16 protein-coding genes and 1 pseudogene are annotated in these 19,088 nt (G+C 59.0%); 3 read left to right on the top strand and 14 right to left on the bottom strand.

Annotated elements, in window-relative coordinates; all coding sequences use genetic code 11:
* Positions 1–18: 18 nt before the first annotated feature.
* From ACRQ1B_RS24060 to hutI, 7 genes and pseudogenes are all read right to left on the bottom strand, one after another.
* The gene (locus ACRQ1B_RS24060; RefSeq protein WP_432296662.1) at positions 19–1,674 is read right to left on the bottom strand and encodes a peptide ABC transporter substrate-binding protein; all 1,656 of its coding nucleotides are present in this window, start codon (positions 1,672–1,674) and stop codon (positions 19–21) included.
* A 212-nt stretch (positions 1,675–1,886) separates the two neighbouring features.
* A complete protein-coding gene (locus ACRQ1B_RS24055) occupies positions 1,887–2,576 on the bottom strand; it encodes an SDR family NAD(P)-dependent oxidoreductase (RefSeq protein WP_432296661.1) in 690 nt (229 codons plus the stop codon).
* The gene (locus ACRQ1B_RS24050) at positions 2,576–3,103 is read right to left on the bottom strand and encodes a MarR family winged helix-turn-helix transcriptional regulator (protein ID WP_432296660.1); all 528 of its coding nucleotides are present in this window, start codon (positions 3,101–3,103) and stop codon (positions 2,576–2,578) included. The genes ACRQ1B_RS24055 and ACRQ1B_RS24050 overlap by 1 nt, the downstream gene beginning before the upstream one ends.
* A gap of 281 nt (positions 3,104–3,384) precedes the next feature.
* Entirely contained in the window at positions 3,385–3,537 is a 153-nt protein-coding gene (locus tag ACRQ1B_RS24045; protein WP_432296659.1) for a HutD family protein, read from the bottom strand.
* 38 nt (positions 3,538–3,575) lie between these two features.
* The gene (gene hutU, locus ACRQ1B_RS24040) at positions 3,576–5,261 is read right to left on the bottom strand and encodes a urocanate hydratase (protein WP_432296800.1); all 1,686 of its coding nucleotides are present in this window, start codon (positions 5,259–5,261) and stop codon (positions 3,576–3,578) included.
* Between the two features lie 117 nt (positions 5,262–5,378).
* Positions 5,379–6,869 (bottom strand): annotated as a pseudogene (gene hutH / locus ACRQ1B_RS24035) (histidine ammonia-lyase); the annotation flags it as partial.
* The gene (hutI, locus tag ACRQ1B_RS24030) at positions 6,866–8,095 is read right to left on the bottom strand and encodes an imidazolonepropionase (protein ID WP_432296658.1); all 1,230 of its coding nucleotides are present in this window, start codon (positions 8,093–8,095) and stop codon (positions 6,866–6,868) included. The pseudogene hutH and the gene hutI, both read right to left, overlap by 4 nt.
* A 308-nt stretch (positions 8,096–8,403) precedes the next feature.
* On the opposite strand from hutI, the gene hutC reads away from it, so the two are divergent.
* A complete protein-coding gene (gene hutC, locus ACRQ1B_RS24025; protein ID WP_432296657.1) occupies positions 8,404–9,135 on the top strand; it encodes a histidine utilization transcriptional repressor HutC in 732 nt (243 codons plus the stop codon).
* 50 nt (positions 9,136–9,185) lie between these two features.
* Here hutC and fhuB read toward each other — a convergent pair whose 3' ends face one another.
* From fhuB to ACRQ1B_RS24000, 5 genes are all read right to left on the bottom strand, one after another.
* Positions 9,186–11,186 carry a Fe(3+)-hydroxamate ABC transporter permease FhuB gene (fhuB, locus tag ACRQ1B_RS24020; protein WP_432296656.1) on the bottom strand — a complete coding sequence of 667 codons (2,001 nt, stop codon included), beginning with the start codon at positions 11,184–11,186 and terminating at the stop codon, positions 9,186–9,188.
* Positions 11,186–12,073 (bottom strand): ABC transporter substrate-binding protein, encoded by an 888-nt coding sequence (locus ACRQ1B_RS24015; protein WP_432296655.1) that lies wholly within the window; start codon positions 12,071–12,073, stop codon positions 11,186–11,188. Before ACRQ1B_RS24015 ends, fhuB begins: the two co-directional genes overlap by 1 nt.
* Entirely contained in the window at positions 12,073–14,472 is a 2,400-nt protein-coding gene (locus ACRQ1B_RS24010; protein ID WP_432296654.1) for a TonB-dependent siderophore receptor, read from the bottom strand. The genes ACRQ1B_RS24015 and ACRQ1B_RS24010 overlap by 1 nt, the downstream gene beginning before the upstream one ends.
* 134 nt (positions 14,473–14,606) lie before the next feature.
* On the bottom strand, positions 14,607–15,569 hold the full coding sequence (locus ACRQ1B_RS24005) for a FecR family protein (protein ID WP_432296653.1): 963 nt from the start codon (positions 15,567–15,569) through the stop codon (positions 14,607–14,609).
* Positions 15,570–15,656: 87 nt separating this feature from the next.
* Positions 15,657–16,166, bottom strand: a complete 510-nt coding sequence (locus ACRQ1B_RS24000) for a sigma-70 family RNA polymerase sigma factor (RefSeq protein ID WP_432296652.1) — start codon at positions 16,164–16,166, stop codon at positions 15,657–15,659.
* 271 nt (positions 16,167–16,437) lie between these two features.
* Here ACRQ1B_RS24000 and ACRQ1B_RS23995 point away from each other — a divergent pair, with 271 nt between their 5' ends.
* Positions 16,438–16,749, top strand: coding sequence for a siderophore-interacting protein (locus tag ACRQ1B_RS23995; RefSeq protein WP_432296651.1), 312 nt, complete (start codon positions 16,438–16,440; stop codon positions 16,747–16,749).
* 252 nt (positions 16,750–17,001) lie between these two features.
* Positions 17,002–18,219: an SfnB family sulfur acquisition oxidoreductase gene (locus ACRQ1B_RS23990; RefSeq protein ID WP_432296650.1), complete on the top strand. Its 1,218-nt coding sequence runs from the start codon at positions 17,002–17,004 to the stop codon at positions 18,217–18,219.
* On the opposite strand, the gene ACRQ1B_RS23985 is transcribed toward ACRQ1B_RS23990, so the two are convergent.
* Both ACRQ1B_RS23985 and ACRQ1B_RS23980 read right to left on the bottom strand, forming a co-directional pair.
* The gene (locus tag ACRQ1B_RS23985) at positions 18,220–18,666 is read right to left on the bottom strand and encodes an RrF2 family transcriptional regulator (protein WP_432296649.1); all 447 of its coding nucleotides are present in this window, start codon (positions 18,664–18,666) and stop codon (positions 18,220–18,222) included.
* A 128-nt stretch (positions 18,667–18,794) separates the two neighbouring features.
* Positions 18,795–19,007, bottom strand: coding sequence for a hypothetical protein (locus ACRQ1B_RS23980; RefSeq protein WP_432296648.1), 213 nt, complete (start codon positions 19,005–19,007; stop codon positions 18,795–18,797).
* Between the last annotated feature and the right edge of the window lie 81 nt (positions 19,008–19,088).

Genomic DNA, 19,088 nt, shown 5'->3' with positions numbered 1-19,088 from the left:
AAGGCCCGGCCCGGTCAATCAGCTCCAGCGCCAGCTGTTGACGTTCCAGCTGTCGATGCGCACGTTGACGTTGGCGACATATCCGGCAAAGCCTTTTTTGTAGCCGCGCAGATCGGTGAACTGGTGCAGCGGCAGGAAGGGCAGTTCGTCGCGCGCCAGTTCCTGGATCCTGGCATAGGCCTTCTTCCGCTCTTCCGGCACGAAGATGGAAGCGCCTTCGGCAAGCAGCTTGTCGACTTCCTCATTCTTCCACTGCCAGGTGTTCTGCCCTGCCCCGCCCTGTGCCGCGATCGACTTCGAACTGAAGTAATCCGACGTGTCGGGATCGCCACCCGTCAGGAAGACGATGCCGGCGATCGCACTCTGGAACTGCGACATCATCCAGTGGTCGCCCCACATGACCGCCGGCGGCAGATTGCGGATCGTCATCTCCGCACCGATCTGGGCAAAGGTCTGCTGTAGAAACTGCTGCATCTGTTCACGCAGATGGTTGCCGGACGTCGTCGAGTTTTCGAACGACAGGCGCAGACCGTCCTTGGCGCGGACACCGTCGCTGCCGAGCTTCCATCCTGCCTCTTCCAGAAGCGCACTCGCCTTTTCGATGTTGAACTCGTGCTTGGGCAGGTCGGCATTGTAATGAAAAGCCTGTTGCGGCATGTAGCTTTCGGTCGCCACCGGCAGACCGAAATAAAGCGCATCGATGATCGACGCCTTATCGACGGCCATATAGAGCGCCTGACGCACGGCCTTGTCCTGGAACACCGGCAGGGCGAGGTTCAACGAGAAGGTCTCGATCGGGCTTCCCGGTGCCTTCACCACCTCGCGGTCGGCAAGGCCCGACGCTTCCTCATAATGATCGGCGCTGATGCCTTGAAGGCCAACGACATCGAGGTCGCCGGTCTTGAACTGGGTATACATGACCGTCAGGTCCGGAATGTATTTGACGACCAGACGCTCGACATAGGGACCATCGCCGTAATATCCGGTATTGGCGGCCATTTCGATGTAATCGCCGGCGACGCGCTTTGTCCATTTGTAGGGACCGGTGCCGATCGGAGCATTGTTGAACGGCGTGTTGTTGAGGTCGGCCTGCCCGTCGAAAGCATGCTTCGGCACGATGAAGGTGGACGCCAGGATCGACGCATAGGGCGCGTATGGCTTTTCCATCGTCCAGGTCAGTTCGGTCGGCGAAACCACCGTCATGTCGCGGACCAGTTCATGGCCGGTGTGGCGCCAGCTGTTGAATTTCGGATTGACCAGAAGCTCGATCGTTAACTTCACATCTTCCGCCGTAAACGGCTTGCCATCATGCCAGGTCACACCTTCGCGCAGCTTGACCTTCCATTTCAGCCCGTCTTCGGAGACGCCGCCATTGGCGACCGTCGGTACTTCGGCGGCAAGGCACGGGAAAAATTCGCCTTTTTCATCGACACCGAAAAGAGGGTCGAAAAGGGCAAAATAGACACCTTCATCAACCTCGATATGGAGAAGATGGGGATTGAAAACGGTCGGCTCCTGAGAGAAGCCGAGCACGAGTTGGCCCTTTGGGGCTTCCTGAGCCCTCACGATGCCCGGCCCGAGCATGGTGGACAGGGCCGTTCCGGCGGCACCGATTCCGAGCATGGCCAGAACCTGGCGCCGGCTGGCATGGAAGTCATTGTTTCTGGTGGTCATTTTTGTTCCCCTTATTATCAGAATTGTTGGCGTTCATAAATTTCGAACGATGCAATCCTTGCCCGGTTGGCCGGGCAGGTACTTATGACTCCCTAAACAGGGGCTTGCCCCTGATGGCCGGTTGTAAGGACGCGCCTTCTCCGACTTCTTTTTTCAATCTGCGACCGCAGCGCGGTCGAGTTCGTTGCGCCCGGCAAGGCGCCCTAATCTCCTCAATAAAGTTGTTCGGCCCGCCAGTTGACGGTCATTTCCGCAACGCTCGCGCGGTTCGGCAGGTTGATGGCATAAGCAACGATGTCGGCGACTTCTTCCGGGCGCGTCATCGCATCGGCATTCTCCGCGGCGAGCGCCAGCCCCATATCGGTCGCCACGAAACCCGGGCAGATGGCGGTGGTGCGGATGCCCTTTTCAAAGCCCGCTTGGCGCAATCCGTGAGCCAGCGCCACAGCCGCGTGCTTGGTCAGCGCATAGGCAGAGGAATCGACCGAAGCCACGCGCTTTCCGGATAGTGATGCGATGATGGCAATGCGGCCACGACCGGACACCGACAAGGCAGGAAATGCAGCCTTCGCCAAACGCTGCGGCGCCCTGACATTCACCGCCCACATGGCATCCAGATCCTCGTCATCTATCTCGACAACGGATTTGGCGATCATGATCCCGGCATTGGCAATAACCGCATCGATGCGGCCAAAACGTGCCAGTGCCTTATCAACCCATTGCGCCTCGCCGCCTTTTAGGGCGTCGTAGGCATGCGTGTGTATCGCGGCATTCCCATGCCAGTGCTCTTGCGGCTGCCGAAGACCGAGCGACAGTTTCCACCCGTCAGCAACCAGGCGCTCGGCGATAGCTCTGCCTATTCCGCGACCGGCGCCGCTAATGAGTGCGACCCTGTCCTCCATCAGCGCTCTCCCACCGGATGCGGCGCCATGACGAGACGCCAATAGATCCGGCGCAGCACATTCATCGCCTGCTCGTATTCGTCATCGGAGATATCGCAGAGGAATTTACGAGATTCCTGAATGCGCTTGCGCAGTTCCACCACGCATTTCTCACCTTCTTCCGTCAGGAAGAGAGACCATGAACGGGAATCCTTGCGCCCGGTTTTGCGGTGAATGAGACCCGCCTTCTCCAGCCCGTTCAAAGTCCGGGCCACCTCGGCGCGATCGCGCAGATTGATCTGGGCAATCGCGGACGGGTGAATGCCGGGATAGTTGGCGATCATGAAAAGCGCGGTAACCTTGCCCGTGCCGCGAATGTCCTCCATGTCGGCAATCCGCGCATCCCAATCTCGGCTGACGGCAATGTTGATGTCACGGATGAAGTAGCTGAACGTGTCGTGCAAAACGTCAAGGTCGATGGTTTCAGGCGAAACAACCAACCCTTCGCCAGGCCATTCCGAACCGCCATTTTTAACCGTCTCATCCATCCGACGCCCCAGTCATTTGATTGAGGTAGTCAACTATAATTTGATTGAGATCGTCAAGCAGTTTTTTGATAAATGTCTATTTTTACATCATCTCATTATCATGCCCAATAAATGCGCTGTTTGCACCTTGGTATATTTCATTTTCGCCCGGAAAGGAGGCAGCCACGCGCGACCACAATTGGCTTGAAATAGGTCTGGTCACCCAAGTGTGGAGCCAAGAATGTGAGCGGACGCCGATATATCTGCAGGGTACGCATGCGGCGCAGTTCTCGGCAGAACGTCTACAGGCGAGCGCCCTTCCGTGGAGAGCGAGGGAACGGATCGTCCGGCGCAACTGTCGCCATGCTGATACGCCAGTCGAAATCATCGATCGATGCATCGGGAGGGAAAACGGCGATCTCCGTCGTTTCCTCCTTGCCGCTTTTCCACGGCATGCGTCTGCAGTGCGACGAGCGCAGGACTTGCATATGGCTCAGTTTCCCAGAATGCCGGGAAGTCGCAGGCCTTTTTCCTTCGCGCAATCGAGCGCTATGTCATAACCCGCATCGGCATGGCGCATGACGCCGGTGGCCGGATCGTTCCACAGCACACGTTCCAGCCGGCGATCGGCATCTTGCGAACCGTCGGCACAGATCACCATGCCGGAATGCTGCGAGAAACCCATGCCGACACCGCCGCCGTGATGCAACGACACCCATGTGGCGCCCGATGCGGTATTGAGCAGTGCGTTGAGCAGCGGCCAGTCGGACACGGCATCCGAACCGTCCCTCATCGCCTCCGTCTCCCGGTTGGGTGAGGCGACGGAACCGCTATCAAGATGGTCGCGACCGATGACGATCGGAGCGGAAAGCTCGCCATTGCGCACCATTTCGTTGAAGGCGAGGCCGAGCTTGTGGCGATCACCGAGACCTACCCAGCAAATGCGGGCGGGCAAACCTTGGAAGGCAATGCGTTCGCGAGCCATGTCCAGCCAGTTGTGTAGGTGCTTGTTGTCAGGCAGCAGTTCCTTCACCTTTGCGTCGGTTCTGTAGATATCCTCCGGATCGCCGGAGAGGGCTGCCCAGCGGAACGGTCCGATGCCGCGGCAGAAGAGCGGGCGGATATAGGCCGGTACGAAACCGGGGAAGGCAAAGGCGTTTTCAAAACCTTCGTCCTTGGCGACCTGACGGATATTGTTGCCGTAATCAAGCGTCGGCACACCGGCATCCCAGAAGGCAACCATGGCTTCGACATGGGCTCTCATCGAAGCGCGCGCCGCGATTTCTACCGATTTCGGATCGCACTCACGCTTGGCTTTGGCCTCCTCTACTGTCCAGCCTACCGGCAGGTAACCGTTGCGCGGATCATGCGCCGAGGTCTGGTCGGTGACGATATCGGGGCGCGGGCCGCCCGCCTGCATGCGGTTGACTAGGTCCGGAAATATTTCGGCGGCATTGCCGAGCAGGCCAACCGATTTGGCCTCACCCTTCGCTGTCCACTCGGCGATCATCGCCAGCGCTTCATCGAGCGTCCTGGCCTTGGCATCGACATAACGGGTGCGCAGGCGAAAATCGATGCGGGTTTCATCGCATTCGACGGCCAGGCAACAGGCGCCGGCCATGACTGCAGCAAGCGGCTGGGCGCCGCCCATGCCCCCGAGACCGCCGGTCAGGATCCACCTGCCCTTGAGATTGCCGCCATAATGCTGGCGACCAGCCTCGACAAAGGTCTCATAGGTGCCCTGCACGATGCCCTGCGTGCCGATATAAATCCACGAACCGGCAGTCATCTGGCCATACATGGCGAGACCTCGTTTATCCAATTCATTGAAATGGTCCCAGGTGGCCCAATGCGGAACCAGATTGGAATTGGCGATCAGCACACGCGGCGCATCTTTATGGGTCCGAAATACGCCGACCGGTTTGCCCGATTGCACGAGCAGCGTTTCATCGTCGCCGAGGGTCTTCAGCGTGCCGACGATGCGATCGAAATCATCCCAAGTGCGGGCGGCACGGCCAATCCCGCCGTAGACGACCAGTTCGTGCGGGTTTTCCGCGACATCCGGGTCGAGATTGTTCATCAGCATGCGCAACGGCGCTTCCGTCATCCAGCTCTTGGCATTGAGCTCACTGCCGCGCGGTGCGCGCACCTCGCGGATGTTGTGACGCGGATTGTTCATGACTTTCCTCCCACTTGTTCCTGAATTCAGACGCAGGGGCCAGAACCCTGCGTGGCGTTGACAAGACCCGTGGTCAACCTCCAGCACCGGAAGGATGCCGGGCGAAATGGACCCGGCCAAAGCACCGGACGCAACCAGTTCGCTCGCCGCCTGAAGGTCGGGCGCCAGGTACCGGTCGTCCTCCAGCGTCGGCACAGAGGCACGCAGAACCGCAACTGTTTTCTGCAGCTCCGGACTTGTCGAAAGCGGGCCGCGCAGCTCTATTCCCTGAACGGCGGCCAGCGCCTCGATACCAAGGATGGCGAACAGGTTATCCGTCATCGCCAACAGTCGGCGTGCGCCATGGCATGCCATGGACACATGGTCTTCCTGATTGGCCGAGGTCGGTGTGGAGTCCACCGAGGCTGGATGAGACATCTGCTTGTTCTCACTCATCAATGCAGCAGAGGTCACCTCGGCGATCATCAAGCCGGAATTCAATCCCGGTTTCTTCGAGAGAAAAGCAGGCAATCCGTAGGATAAGGCGGGATCGACGAGAAGTGCGATACGACGCTGGGCAATGGCGCCGATCTCGCATATCGCCAGCGCGGTCTGGTCTGCCGCGAATGCCACCGGCTCGGCATGAAAGTTCCCGCCGGACACCACCTCGTCGTCGGACAGCACCAGCGGGTTGTCGGTGACCGCATTGGCCTCGATTTCCAGCGTTCGCGCAACCTGACGCAACAAGTCGAGGCAGGCGCCATCGACCTGCGGCTGACAACGAATGCAATAGGGATCCTGCACGCGTTCATCACCGTCGATATGGCTTTCCCGGATCTTTGATCCCGCGAGAAGTTTGCGCAGAGCCGCACCAGCATCGATCTGCCCCTTGTGACCACGCAGAGTATGAATGTCGGGATGAAACGGCGCGGAGGAACCCATCGCCGCGTCAGTCGAAAGTGCGCCGGTGACAAGAGCCGTTTTCGCCGCGCGATGTGTGCGGAAGAGACCAGCCAAAGCCAGGGCCGTCGATGCCTGTGTGCCATTGATGAGCGCCAGACCCTCCTTGGCCGCCAGCATAACGGGCTTGAGACCCGCCTTCGACAAGGCTTCTGATGATGTCATGCGAACGCCGCACAGAAACGCTTCGCCCTCTCCCATCATCGCCGCCGCCATATGCGCAAGCGGGGCAAGATCCCCCGAAGCACCAACCGACCCCTTTTCCGGAATAAGCGGGATCACGCCCTTTTCAAGCATGCCCTCGATCAACCGGACGAGATCAAGGCGCACACCGGATGCACCACGACCAAGTGAAATCAACTTCAGCGACATAATCAGGCGCACGACGTTCTCGGGCAAGGGAGCACCAACGCCGCAGCAATGTGAAAGGATGAGGTTGCGCTGCAACATTGCAACGTCGGTGCTGTCGATCCTGATCGAGGCAAGCTTGCCGAAGCCGGTATTGATGCCGTAGACCGGGGCGTTACCCGCGGCAATTTCTGCGATGCGCTTGGCAGCTTTCTCGATCCCTGCATCGAAGGATCGATCGAGCACGGCCGAACCGTTGTTCCAATAGATGGTTTCGAGGTCGGCGAGCGGAACCTGCCCGGGATGAAGTAAGATCGTCATTCTGTCACCTTGTGGCCCTTGAAGATGCGGGCATGGAGCGGATTGAAGCCGATGCGGTAGACAAGTTCGGCGGGACGCTGGATGTCCCAGATGGCAAGGTCCGCCGACTTGCCCACCTCAAGCGTTCCTGTCTTCGACAAGATGCCGAGTGCCCGTGCGGCTTCTCGTGTCGCGCCGGCAATACATTCATCGACGGTCAGCCCGAACAGGGTGGCGGACATGTTCATGGCGAGCAGTAAAGAGGTCAGCGGCGAGGTGCCGGGATTACAATCGGTCGCGACCGCGATTTTTGTGCCGGCATCGCGCAACGCCTGAACCGGTGGCTTGCGGGTTTCATTCAATGCATAAAACGCGCCTGGCAAAAGGACTGCAACCGTGCCTGCCCGCGCCATTGCAGCGGCACCTTCGGAGGTCAGATATTCAAGGTGATCAGCAGAGAGCGCCCCATAGGACGCCGCCATCTGCGCACCACCAAGCTCTGAAAGCTGTTCCGCATGCAGCTTGACCGGAATTCCCAGTCGTTTGGCGTGGTCGAAAACACGGCGCATTTCATCCACCGAAAAAGCGATCCCCTCACAAAAGCCATCGACCGCATCGATCAGGCCTGCGGCATATGCCTCGTCCATGCCCGGCAGCACGACCTCCGTGATGTAGTCGCCGTTGCGCCCCCTGTATTCGACGGGCGTTGCATGGGCGGCAAGATACGAGGTGAGAATGCGCACCGGTCGCACCTCTTCCAGTGCGCGGGCGGCACGAAGCATGTTCAATTCACCTTCGATGGACAGCCCGTAACCGGATTTTATCTCAACGGTCGAGACGCCTTCTCCAATCAGCGCGTCCAGACGCGGCAGTGTGGCGGCAACGAGTTCCTGCACCGAGAGTGCGTTCGTCGCCTTGACCGAAGAGACGATCCCGCCGCCGGCGCGGGCGACTTCCTCATAGGTCGCTCCCGCCACACGCATCTCGAATTCCATTGCGCGATCGCCGCCGTAGACAAGATGGGTGTGGCAGTCGATCAGACCCGGTGTCACCCACCGCCCCTGCAGGTCGAGCAGTTCCGCATCGTCTCCACACAATTCTGCCGGCAGGGCCGCCTCTGGCCCCACATAAACAACGATGCCGTTTTCGGCTACAAGCGCACCCGCCTCTATGAGGCCCAGCCCGGAATGCGTTTCATCGAGCGTCGCCAGGCGCGCATTTCTCAGAACCAGCCTGCGTGCAAGCATGTCCTGACCCTCCTTTTCGTCTGACGCAAATTATGTATATACATAAAACGATATGAGCAAGAATTTTCTGACCATGAGTAAAGAGTGAAGAGGAGACCTGACACTCAAGACCACCGACGCATGCGGAAGCGATGCATCAGGGTGGACACCGTGTGTGTTCAGGGTAAAAACTGCGCCGCAAAGGGTCGCCAGATAAAATCGAAGATCCATCGGCCAGCCTCACGCCCGAGAAGGCTGAACTCACGCGACGCGTAAGAAAAGTGCTGCGGGCTGAAGACGGAAGAACGATAGAAGCTGCAGGACCATCCATGACACCCAAGTCGCCGAGCACGGCCACGCTGCATCGTCGCATACTCGGCGACATTGAAAAGCTAATCATTTCGGGGGACTGGCCACCGGGCTTCCGCCTGCCCTTCGAGGTGGATTTGGCAAAGTCCTACGGCGTATCGCGGATGACCGTGAACAAGGTATTGTCGCAGCTGGCCAGCGCCGGCCTGATAGAAAGGCGCAAGCGCTCCGGCAGCGTCGTCGCTCAGCCTCGGACCCAGTCAGCCATACTGGAAATCCACGACATCGAGTCGGAAGTCATCGCGCTGAAGCGGGAGTACAGCTTCACCCTCGTGTCCAGCCGAAAGCGCCGGAATGACAAGACGGAGATCGAGACCCTTGGCCTCGGCAAGACCGGAAGCGTCAATGAAATCGTGTGCGTGCACCATGCCGGCGACATCGCTTTCTGCCTGGAAGAGCGCATCATCAATCTCGACGTCGTCCCCGCCGCTTCCGAGATCGATTTCTCGGCAATCCCGCCTGGCAAATGGCTTCAGCTTCAAGTTCCATGGATTACCGCCGAACACAGGATCTATGCGATCGCAGCGGATGACGATCACGCAGTCCAGCTGAAAATCGCAAAAGGCGCTCCCTGTCTCGTCGTGCAGAGGAAAACCTGGAGCGATCAGGGACCTGTCACCTTCGTGAGGTTTACCTATCCTGCCGAGCACCACGCGATCATTGCCAAATTCACACCCGCAACGACGGTTTGAGCAATACGCCATTCATCCGACGATTACGACAGGACGCTCCCTGCCGTTCCTCATCGGAGCCACCGCCGTGAGCCGCTTTCACTGTTCTTCATCAGTATGGAGATCAGCAGCGGCGCGCCGAGCAGGACCGCAATCAGGCCCGCCGGAATCTGGTAGGGAAAAGCAATCATACGGCCCAGCCAATCGGCAATCAGCATCAAAAAACCGGCCGCCAGCGCCCCACCCGCCAGTTGAGCCAAAGCGCTGCGAAAACCCAGTTCGCGGGCGATATGCGGCCCGACGAGGCCGACGAAGCTCAAGGGACCGACCACAAGTGTTGCAGCTGCTGTCATTACGGCTGACAGGAGCAGAAGCACAGCGCGGGCGAGCGGCACCTTCACACCGACGCCCTGAGAAACGTCCCGACCCAGAGGCAACAGCGTCAGCCAGCGCGTTGCCGGCAATACCAATGCGGCCAATAGCATCGCACTGGCCAGAGCCGAAAGCGCCGATGTCTCGTTTACGAGATAGGTGGAGCCGGCCATCCAGCCGATCAACATCATCGCGCGTGGGTCACCACCGGCCGCGAGGAATCCGATGAGCGCATCGAGCATGGCCGTCAGCACCACACCAGCCAGCAATACGCGCTCCGGTGAAAATCCCGATCGCCGCCCGAGAATAAGCACCACCACCAGAACGGCCAGTGCACCGAATGCCGCAAAGCCCAACTGAACGGTAAATCCGGCCGAGGTTATCGTAAACAGCGCCAACGCCACGCCGGTGGTCGCACCGCCGGAAATGCCGAGAAGTTCGGGGCTGGCCATTTCGTTACCGGTCAGCCGCTGCAGGATGACACCGCTGGCACCCAGCATGACCGCTGCCGAAAACGCGGCAACAACCCGTGGCCAGCGATAGGGCAATATGCTCCGCCACTCGGCAAGAGGCAGAATTTCCCAGTGTCCGTTCCCAGTCCGCCCGACAAGCAGAACAGCAATAACCGCGATGAGAAGTGCGGCGACGAACAGGACCGGAATGAAGCGCGGCGTATGCCATCTGTGGCCGCGCCCTTCCCCGAGATTGGGCGGGCGACCATTCTCCGACGGCAATCGGGCAAGCAGCAAAAGAATGACCGGCGCCCCCAACAGCGCCGTCATCGAACCCGTCGGCAGCAGGGCACCGGTGACGGCGGACAAAAGCTTGACCGCTTCATCGGTGACCAGCAGAAGCCCGGCACCGATCAAGGGTGACCAGAGGATCTGCCGGGAAAACCGCCTTGCCCCTGCAAGCCGGGCAATCGACGGCGCAACAAGGCCGACAAAACCGATGACACCAACGGCGCTGGTCACCAACGCCGACAGAATGACGGCGACAACGATCGCCATCACCCGCACCCTGCGGACCGAAAGACCGGCAGAAATCGCACCGGCATCACCCAGTTCCATCAGCGCCATCGGTCGAACCATAAGACCGGCGGCCAAGGCGCAAGCGATGACCTTGGGAAGGAGTGACAGCGGCACCGACCATCCCTGAAGGGCGAGCGAGCCTGCCCCCCAGAGGAACAGGCCCGAAAGATAACGATCGTTCATCAGGATGAATACGGCTGAAAGCGCGCTGCACCACAGACCGACCATCAATCCCGACAGAATGAAGGATAGCGGCGACGCTCCTTTTCGGCTGCCGATCGCAAGCACCAGACAGGCAGAGAGGGCAGCACCGCCAATCGCGATCGTATCGCGACCGAACCCTTGCAGTGATGGCACGAACAGGATTGTCACCGCCATGGCGAGATTGGCCCCGGCAGACGTGCCGAGCGTGGTCGGTGAGGCAAGCGGATTGCGCAAGACCTGCTGCAGCATGACCCCGGAAAGCGACAGCGCGGCGCCCACGGTCAGCGCAGTGACCAGGCGCGGCAAGACAGAATAGGCCAACATCATCCGCCTGGGATCGTAATTTTCCGCAGGTTCGAACAACCGCCAAACATCCGAGCCGATGTTCCAGGCAGCGAGCAACAATCCCAGACAAAACAGCAGGAGAACAACGGCGACAGGCGACCTGAAGGAGATAAGAGGCATCAACTGAGCTGCTCCAACCGCTCCGTCAGCAGTTCGGCAAAGCGCATGGCCTCACGCACCATGCCGAACATCAATACGCCAGGCAGCACGGATACGCGGCCCGCACGCACGAATGGCAGGTTGCGCCAGAGAGGGCTATCGCCGAGGCGCAGCAGGATATCTGGCGGCATCAGCGGCTCGAAAATCATCAGATGGGCATTGTCGGGCAGGCTGATCAATTGTTCGATGGCGACCGTCTGAAAACCCCAGAAATTGGTCTCGGCCTGCCAGGCATTTTTGACGCCCAGCCGTTCAAGCGTTCCCTGGTAAAGCCCCGGCCCACCATAGATACGGGCGTGACGTTCATCCATCATGGTGATGAGCGCCACCGGCGGTGCCGGCCGTCTCACAATTCGTCGGCGGCAATTCTCAAAGGTGGCATCAGCGCGGACCAGAAAATCCGCGGCCTGGTTTTCCCGCTGCAGCAATTTCCCGAGTTGCCGTGTGGCATCGAAGGAGGCCGGCAATGCGTTGCCTCCCCCCGTATAGACGTCGAACTCCCTCACCGGCGCAATTGTCTCCAGACGGGATCGCGACGCAGCCAGAAACGGCGTGCTGAGAATGAGCGCCGGCTTCAACCTCGCCAGCACTTCCAGATTGATTTCGGTCGCGGTGCCGAGATCTGCGACGCTTTCCGGCATGACCGGATCGACAACCCATTGCTGCCAGTCCGCGCGTGCCACCACGGCTGCCGGGGCGATGCCCAGCATCAGCATGGTGGAGGCGAGACCGTAATCAAGCGACGCGATCCCCCCGGTCTCAGCACGCGCAGGCCTTGAAGCAGACCACGGCATCGCCAATGCCATGGTCATCAACAACCGACGGGAGATCTGAACCTTCGTCGCCATTACCAGCGATATTTCAACGAGCCAGTAAAATTGCGCCCCTGCGCCAGAGAGCAATATGTCCCGTTGCACACCACGTCCTTGCTGTCGCCGAGGTTTCGGACATTGAATGCCGCGGTCAGGCCGTCATATTTTTTGTCGATCGCACCGAAATTGTAGTTGAGCGCAGCATCCACATACAATGTCGCGTCGTTTTTTCGGGTATTGGCCTCACTGGTATAGGCAGAGCTTGCGTAACGAATACCGGCTCCGGCGGATAAACCGTCGAGTGCCGTTCCTTCCGCGAACGTGTAATTGCCCCAAAGCGAGGCGACATGCGCCGGCTTGACCGCTGGTTCATTTCCGACATTCGTACCCGCGGTGATCCGAGAGTGCGCATAGGTATAAGCAGCCACCATGTCCCAGCCGTCGGCGAAATTCGCGCGCGCTTCCAACTCGATTCCCTTGTTGGTCAGTTCACCGAGCGAGCGATAGGTTCCAAGCAAAGGATCGTCGAGGACCGGCTTGTTCTTTTCGACGAGATGATAGGCAACAGCCGACAGCAGGATGTCCGAACCGGGCGGCTGGTATTTGACGCCGATTTCGAACTGTTCGCCCTCGGCAGCTTTCAGACTGGTACCGGGAACCGGAAGATTGGTCACAGGATCAAAGGACGTGGCGTAGCTGACATAGGGAGAAATGCCGTTATCGAAGGCGTAAAGCGCGCTTGTCTGCATCGTGAAAGCGCCCTTGTCGATGTTTTCGCTGTAAGCGACACCACCTTGCGTTCCATCGGCACCCTGCTTCGCCCAGGCATATCGACCACCGAGCGTGAAGCGCCAGTTGTCGATTTCGAGCTGATCCGTGGCATAAATCCCCGTCTGCTGCAGGTCTCTATCGAGCAGGAGGAAATTGTATGGAGCCGTCGGTCCGTCGATGCCATAGACAGGGTTACTGATATCGAGATCGAATATGGGATCGGCGGCACCGAACCCGTAACCGATGGAGCCCTTGACCTTCATGAAATCCACGCCGGTTAAAAGCGTATGTGAGACCGGCCCGGTATCGAAAGTCCATTCAAGCTGGTTGTCCACCTGGAAAACCCAGGTATCGTCGCGAACGGACCAGGGCGTGCGATGCGCCATCGTCCCCGTCCAACTGGATACCGTGAGATAGCGGCTGCGCAGATCCATGTCGGAATACCGCAGATTTTGCCTGAAGGTCACCAGATCGTTGAATTCATGATCGAATTCGTAACCGACCTGACGCTGCTGGATCTTGTTGTAGTCATAGTCCGGATCACTGGATCGCAGGTCGAGCACATTTCCTGCGGGATCGACCACCGCGCCGACACCGCCTCCCGTATTCGAATTCTGGATGAGACTGTAGATGGTGAAGGACGTCTGATCCGATGGTGCCCAGGTTACCGATGGCTGCAGAAAATATCGATCGTCAGCGATCTGGAGGTTGGTTTCACCGGCTCGTGCCAGGCCGACGAGGCGATAGGAAAAATCGCTGTCTTCAGAAATCCTGTCACCGATATCGAAGGCAGCCTGCCGGCGATCTTCTGTGCTGTAGGAGGTCCCGATTTCACGGCTGCGTTCGCCATTGGCGAATTTCGAAACCTTGTTGATGATGCCGGCCGGCGTGCCCGCACCGTAAAGCACCGAAACCGGCCCCTTGACCACCTCGACACGTTCCAGCGCATACGGGTCGGTGCGCAGCATGCCGTAGTTGAGGTAGGGCTGGCGCAGACCATCCTTGTAGTCGCCAGTCGATGTCGCATCATAACCACGAATTTCCACAGTGTCGAAACGCGGGTCAAAGCCGGAACGATCGGTGACAATGCCGGCGGAATAACGCACGGCTTCGACGATATCCTGCACACCGCGCTGCTCGATTTCCTTGCGCGTCACCACCGATACCGAACGGGCGGTCTCGATCAGGGGCGTGTCCAGCTTTGTCGCCGCGCTGCTGTTTCTTGCCGCAACCGTGCTGTTGTCCGATCCCGGCCCCTCCACCTGAATGGTGCGCAACATGGTAGAGCCATCGGCTGCCACACCATCGGCCCCTCCTGCGGGTGCGGAAATCGCCACGGTTGTGGCATTCGGGAAGGAATAGACGAGACCGGAGCCTGCCAGCACTCTCGCCAGCGCCTGTTCGCGCGTGGCTGACCCGGAAAAGCCAGGCGATGTTTTGCCGGCTGCAACGGAGGCAAGATAGGTCACCTGAACGCCGGTCTGGCGCCCAAATGCCGTCAGAGCGCGGCTGAGCAGACCCGCAGGTATATCAAACGAGGCTTGCTGCTGCGCGACGGCTTGACGCGGCAGAGCGACGAGACCGTATCCGACCGCCGCCGACACCCACAACGACACCGCCAGCGCGCTGCTCTTCATCCCCTCGAATATGACCTTGCTCGTCATGCGCCCCATTATCGTCGACCTCTCCGATGCTTCATATCGTTACCGGACAGGCCCACTTGGAGGCGAGCTATTCTCTGTCCCTATGCCTGTTACAATCGGGCCGGAGAAATATTCACCTTTGCACTCAAGTTTTTTCAAAGCGGCGAAATCACCGTCATCAGCGACGAGATCTGCCGCACACGCGCACCCGCCGGATGCACGACGGCTTCAAGCGCGCGCACGGGGTCATTGAGGTCGAAAAGACCGCTGACCTTCCGGCTTCCGATGAAGGGATCGGCAATGACGATGCGGCCCGGCACCCAGCGACCGATGCGGGCAACGAGAGCCGATACGGTTTCGCGCTCGGCGACGATAAGCTTGTCGCGCCAGGATGCGATCTGGCCCTGGTCCCGCTGGCCGCGATCGATGCTTCCGGAAGCCTGATCGAAAGCCATCCACTCGCCTTCCATCAGTTTCAAGCCGGCAACAAACGCCTGATCTGGCGCCCGAATGTCGACAAGGCCATGATCAACAGACACGGTCACGATGCCTGCATCGCTTGACACGTCGAAAGCGGTACCAAGAGCCGTTGCCTTCACGTGCCCGGAAGACACGGAAAAGGGCCGCCCCCTATCCGCCGCGACATCGAAAAACGACATGCCGGCGAGGAGATCGATGCGTCGCGCGTCAGGTTGAAAGTCGAGTGCGATGGCGCTTTCCGGCCCAAGCGTCGCGACGCTGCCATCCGGCAGATCGACCTTGCGGATCTCTCCCTTGGCGGTCATGTGATCGGCACGCGCCTGCAGGATCATGCCGGGCGCAAATGTGTAGGCGGTCGCGCCGGCACCCAGCGCCAGCAAGCCGCCAATGGTGAAATTTCGGCGCGAAAGATCAAAACTCTCGCGCCGTTCGATCCGTCGCCGTTCGTTGAGGATCGTGCCTGAGACGCCATGCACTTTCGAAACGCGCGCCCATACGGCCTCATGCTCCAGGCTGCGCGCACGCCAGGCATGGATCAATTCCGTCGCCACCGGATTGGCGGGATCGTTCTGATAACGGATGATCAGGTCGATCGCTTCATCCAGCAACCGATCCTGTTCCGGCGTTTCGCGCATCATTGTCCTCTTGGCAGGCGATAGAGATGCCAGCTCTACCCATTCATACAAACGAGCGTCGCGAATTTTCACAATTGAACTGGAAATAAATCAGAAAACGTCGACCCGATTGATCAGATGCTTATACGCTTCGCGCACCAGCGACCAAGCCCGAGTGTTGGAAATGCCGAGTTCCTCGGCAATTTCGGCGATCGTCCTCTCGCCGAGCCGGTGCATTTCAAATGCCAGCCTTGTCCGTTCCGGCAGGTCACCAAGCGCTTGATGCGTCAGCAACAGACTTTGCTTGGAATGCACGATCCGTTCGGGCGACGGCGCCGGATCCGCGAACTGGATCGCCTCCTCGTCATCCAGGGCGACGGCCTCAAACAGGGCTTCGCGTCGGTGGTGATTGATGCTGAGATTGCGTGCGGCCTGGTAGAGATAGGCTTGCGGATTGTAATTTTGGGCAGCATCACGCGGAGGCCGGGCAAGCACGCGCGCAAACGTATCCTGCGTCAGATCCGCAGCCGTTTCATCATTGACACCTCTGCGCTTCAGAGAGCGCACAATGCCGGCGGCATGCCGTCGAAAAAGCGTATTCAGATCCCAGGTCATCGTCATCGGTTTTCAGACTGACACTTCGATACAGTGCCTCTTTGAGAGGCACGGCCAAAGATGGTTGGCGTCGTCACAGGTCTCGCCACATAAACCTTCCTACAAAAATCATGTTATGCGGAGAAACACCGCACACACCTGCACTGTCAAGTGCGGGCAGGATAAGGCCAGCCTCCGAAATCGTCGCAAGCCATCTCGTACAGAGCTTACGTCCGCCATCTATCACCGCGTCGATTTCATCACCTTCTCAGCGTAGAGCGCTGCCGCAAGGGAATGAATGGCTCCCTCCAGGACATCCGGTATTGCCTTTGTGGAGATTGCCGACAGCGGCGAAAAACAAGCGATCACCCACCCGGAAGGCATCGAAATCGGCTGGCTCTATCGCGGCCAGATGGCCACCTGCCTCGCGGATGCCATCATGGCGGTGGATTGGCCCACAGACCGGAATACGTTCGGCTGGTTCGCGAGCGAAGGCAGAGCTGCTGCGCAAGTGCGCGATCACTGGCGAAACACGCTCGGTTTCAGCCGCGATCAGACGCTGGCGGCAGCCTATTGGAAAGAGGGGCAAAGCGGCGTCATGGCGGGCTAATGCCAGCCGGCAGTCCGGCGGAATTACGGTGCCGGCACTTTTGCCAAGCCCGTGAATGTCGAGCTGATTGCAACGTCGAAGGCGGACATTGCCGCTCTGCAATGATGAAGCCTCAGACAATCGCAAAAAAGCAAAATCCACCAAACATCGTCGGGTTATTGATGATTTATTTCTTCTCAATGCCTCGCCGGCATGACCCAATACACCTTTTGCAGGGCCAGAGGGTCAGCATTCAGGCCTCGGGAGATTTGGATGGGCAATGTTGTTGGATTGACAGCGAAGCTCAGGCCGGTTGCGCCTTACATCGCTAGCGAGGATCAGGCGATCGATATCGCCAAGGATTTGGCGGCCCGATTTCGGGAAGGGTCAAGCCTCAGAGATCGAGAGCGGACCTTACCGCGCCACGAGATGCAGCTTGTCGCCCAGTCGGGCCTTCTCGGCGTCACGGTGCCGTCAGAGTATGGCGGTGCTGATATTTCCAATCCCTTCCTGGCGGAAATGTTGGCCATCCTGTCGGAAGCGGACAGCTCAATCGGCCAGATCCCGCAGAACCATTTTTACATTCTCGACGTGCTGCGCCTGGCCGGCAGCGAGCAACAGAGGCACTATTTCTTCGCCCGCGCGCTGGCTGGCGATCATTTTGCCAACGCGCTGGCGGAACGGGACGTGAAGGTAGCAGGCGACATCGAAACGCGTCTGGTGCCCGACGGAGCCGGCTATCGGATCTCTGGACGGAAATATTACTCTACCGGCGCGCTCTTTGCCGATTGGATCGCCATTTTCGCGCTGGATGTTCAAGACAGACTGGTCATGGCGATCGTGCCGCAACAGAGCCAGGGATTGTCCATCGTTGACGACTGGTCGGGTTTTGGACAGCGCACGACCGCAAGCGGTACGGTCATTATCGACAACCTCTATGTTTCAGCCGATGCCGTCATCGATAATCACAAAATATTTGCCCAGCCCGCGCCACTGGGTGCGCTGGCGCAATTGCTTCACGCGGCCGTTGATCTCGGCATCGCCCGCGCAGCCTTCAACGACATGGTGACATTCGTGCGAACAAAAGCACGAGGCAACCAAAATATCGGCATCGAGACGCCAAGCAACGACCCTTTGGCCGTCGCACGCACGGGTGCCATAGCGGTCAAGATCGAGGCTGCCGCTGCCGTTCTTGAACGCGCAGGCCGCAAGATCGATGTGGCACAGGTCAGCCCTTCCGCAGACGCGGCAAACGATGCTTCGATTGCGGTCGCAACTGCGAAGATCCTGACCACGGAGGCCGCTTTGGAAGCCAGCAACGCCCTGTTTAAACTGGCTGGGACATCATCGACGGACGAAAGTCATAATTTCGATCGTCACTGGCGCAATGCACGGACCCACACGGTGCATGACCCTGTTCGCTGGAAACATCATGCGATCGGGGATTTCCACCTGAATGGAAAGCTGCCCAAGCCCAACGGCCAATTCTGACTATTGCACGATCTTGTCGACAAATCCCGAAGACCGTTTGGCAACCATTTGCTCAAGCGTCATGGTGTCCAGAACGGCGGAGATCGCATCGCGAACCTCCGTCATCGAATGTCGGACCTGACAGTCCTCGGGGTCATTGCAGTCGTCACAGGCTTCAAACGCGGTTTTGCTGGCACAGCGGATCGGCGCCAGCGGACCATCGAGGATGCGCACCGCCTGCCCGATCGAGATTTCGGATGCGGGTTTCGATAAGGCGTAACCGCCACCTGGCCCTTTTTTGGAGCGAAGAATGCCGCCCTTCCGAAGCTCCAGCAGGATGGCGTCCAGAAACTTCTTGGAAATATTGTTCTGCGCCGCGATCTCGCTGACGAAGGCCGTCGTGCCAGGTTCGATCTGCGCCAGATGCACAAGCGCCTTCAGCCCGTATTTCCCTTTTTTGGTCAGCATGGATATTCGACAATCCGCTTGGTCTTCCCGGCCTATCGCCTAGGGATCGTTCGAGCGATATAGAAATGGGTTAACAGGTTCAAGAACCGACAGATACCGGAACTTCGCTTTCGGCCAAATCAACGCCTTCAACCACAAAACTTCTTTCCAGCACCGGATGAAGATTTCGGCATCAAAGCCCACGACAAGGCCGTGTCGACAACCGCTGTTCGTTTTTTCCTGTCACGTAATGTTCCCGCAATGCGACGCAGCGATTCCTCTCGCATCGACATTTCAGGTCGCCCTTTATCCTGCCTGACAATCTTCAAGAGGTTTGAGATGAGCATCGCGATTTTCGCCACGCTTCTTTCCAATGACCATTATGTCCAGCCACAGCAGGGACGTAGCGGCGTTATCAACTTGAAAGACGAGACCGCAAAACG

Origin of the sequence: Endobacterium panacihumi, assembly GCF_050847465.1 — a bacterium.
Taxonomy (GTDB): Bacteria; Pseudomonadota; Alphaproteobacteria; order Rhizobiales; family Rhizobiaceae; genus Neorhizobium; species Neorhizobium panacihumi.
Note: the sequence above shows the minus strand (reverse complement) of the source record. Positions and strands in the feature narration are given on the sequence as shown.

Bases quoted from the DNA above. Each gene is read 5' to 3' on its own strand.
- hutC (WP_432296657.1), top strand. From the start codon at position 8,404: ATGACACCCAAGTCGCCGAGCACGGCCACGCTGCATCGTCGCATACTC.
- hutI (WP_432296658.1), bottom strand. From the start codon at position 8,095: ATGCTTGCACGCAGGCTGGTTCTGAGAAATGCGCGCCTGGCGACGCTC.
- ACRQ1B_RS24005 (WP_432296653.1), bottom strand. From the start codon at position 15,569: ATGATGCGCGAAACGCCGGAACAGGATCGGTTGCTGGATGAAGCGATC.
- ACRQ1B_RS24010 (WP_432296654.1), bottom strand. From the start codon at position 14,472: ATGACGAGCAAGGTCATATTCGAGGGGATGAAGAGCAGCGCGCTGGCG.
- fhuB (WP_432296656.1), bottom strand. From the start codon at position 11,186: ATGCCTCTTATCTCCTTCAGGTCGCCTGTCGCCGTTGTTCTCCTGCTG.
- ACRQ1B_RS24045 (WP_432296659.1), bottom strand. From the start codon at position 3,537: ATGCCGTGGAAAAGCGGCAAGGAGGAAACGACGGAGATCGCCGTTTTC.
- hutU (WP_432296800.1), bottom strand. From the start codon at position 5,261: ATGAACAATCCGCGTCACAACATCCGCGAGGTGCGCGCACCGCGCGGC.
- ACRQ1B_RS23990 (WP_432296650.1), top strand. From the start codon at position 17,002: ATGGGCAATGTTGTTGGATTGACAGCGAAGCTCAGGCCGGTTGCGCCT.
- ACRQ1B_RS24055 (WP_432296661.1), bottom strand. From the start codon at position 2,576: ATGGAGGACAGGGTCGCACTCATTAGCGGCGCCGGTCGCGGAATAGGC.
- ACRQ1B_RS24060 (WP_432296662.1), bottom strand. From the start codon at position 1,674: ATGACCACCAGAAACAATGACTTCCATGCCAGCCGGCGCCAGGTTCTG.
- ACRQ1B_RS24050 (WP_432296660.1), bottom strand. From the start codon at position 3,103: ATGGATGAGACGGTTAAAAATGGCGGTTCGGAATGGCCTGGCGAAGGG.
- ACRQ1B_RS23995 (WP_432296651.1), top strand. From the start codon at position 16,438: ATGGCTCCCTCCAGGACATCCGGTATTGCCTTTGTGGAGATTGCCGAC.
- ACRQ1B_RS24015 (WP_432296655.1), bottom strand. From the start codon at position 12,073: ATGGCGACGAAGGTTCAGATCTCCCGTCGGTTGTTGATGACCATGGCA.
- ACRQ1B_RS23985 (WP_432296649.1), bottom strand. From the start codon at position 18,666: ATGCTGACCAAAAAAGGGAAATACGGGCTGAAGGCGCTTGTGCATCTG.
- ACRQ1B_RS24000 (WP_432296652.1), bottom strand. From the start codon at position 16,166: ATGACGATGACCTGGGATCTGAATACGCTTTTTCGACGGCATGCCGCC.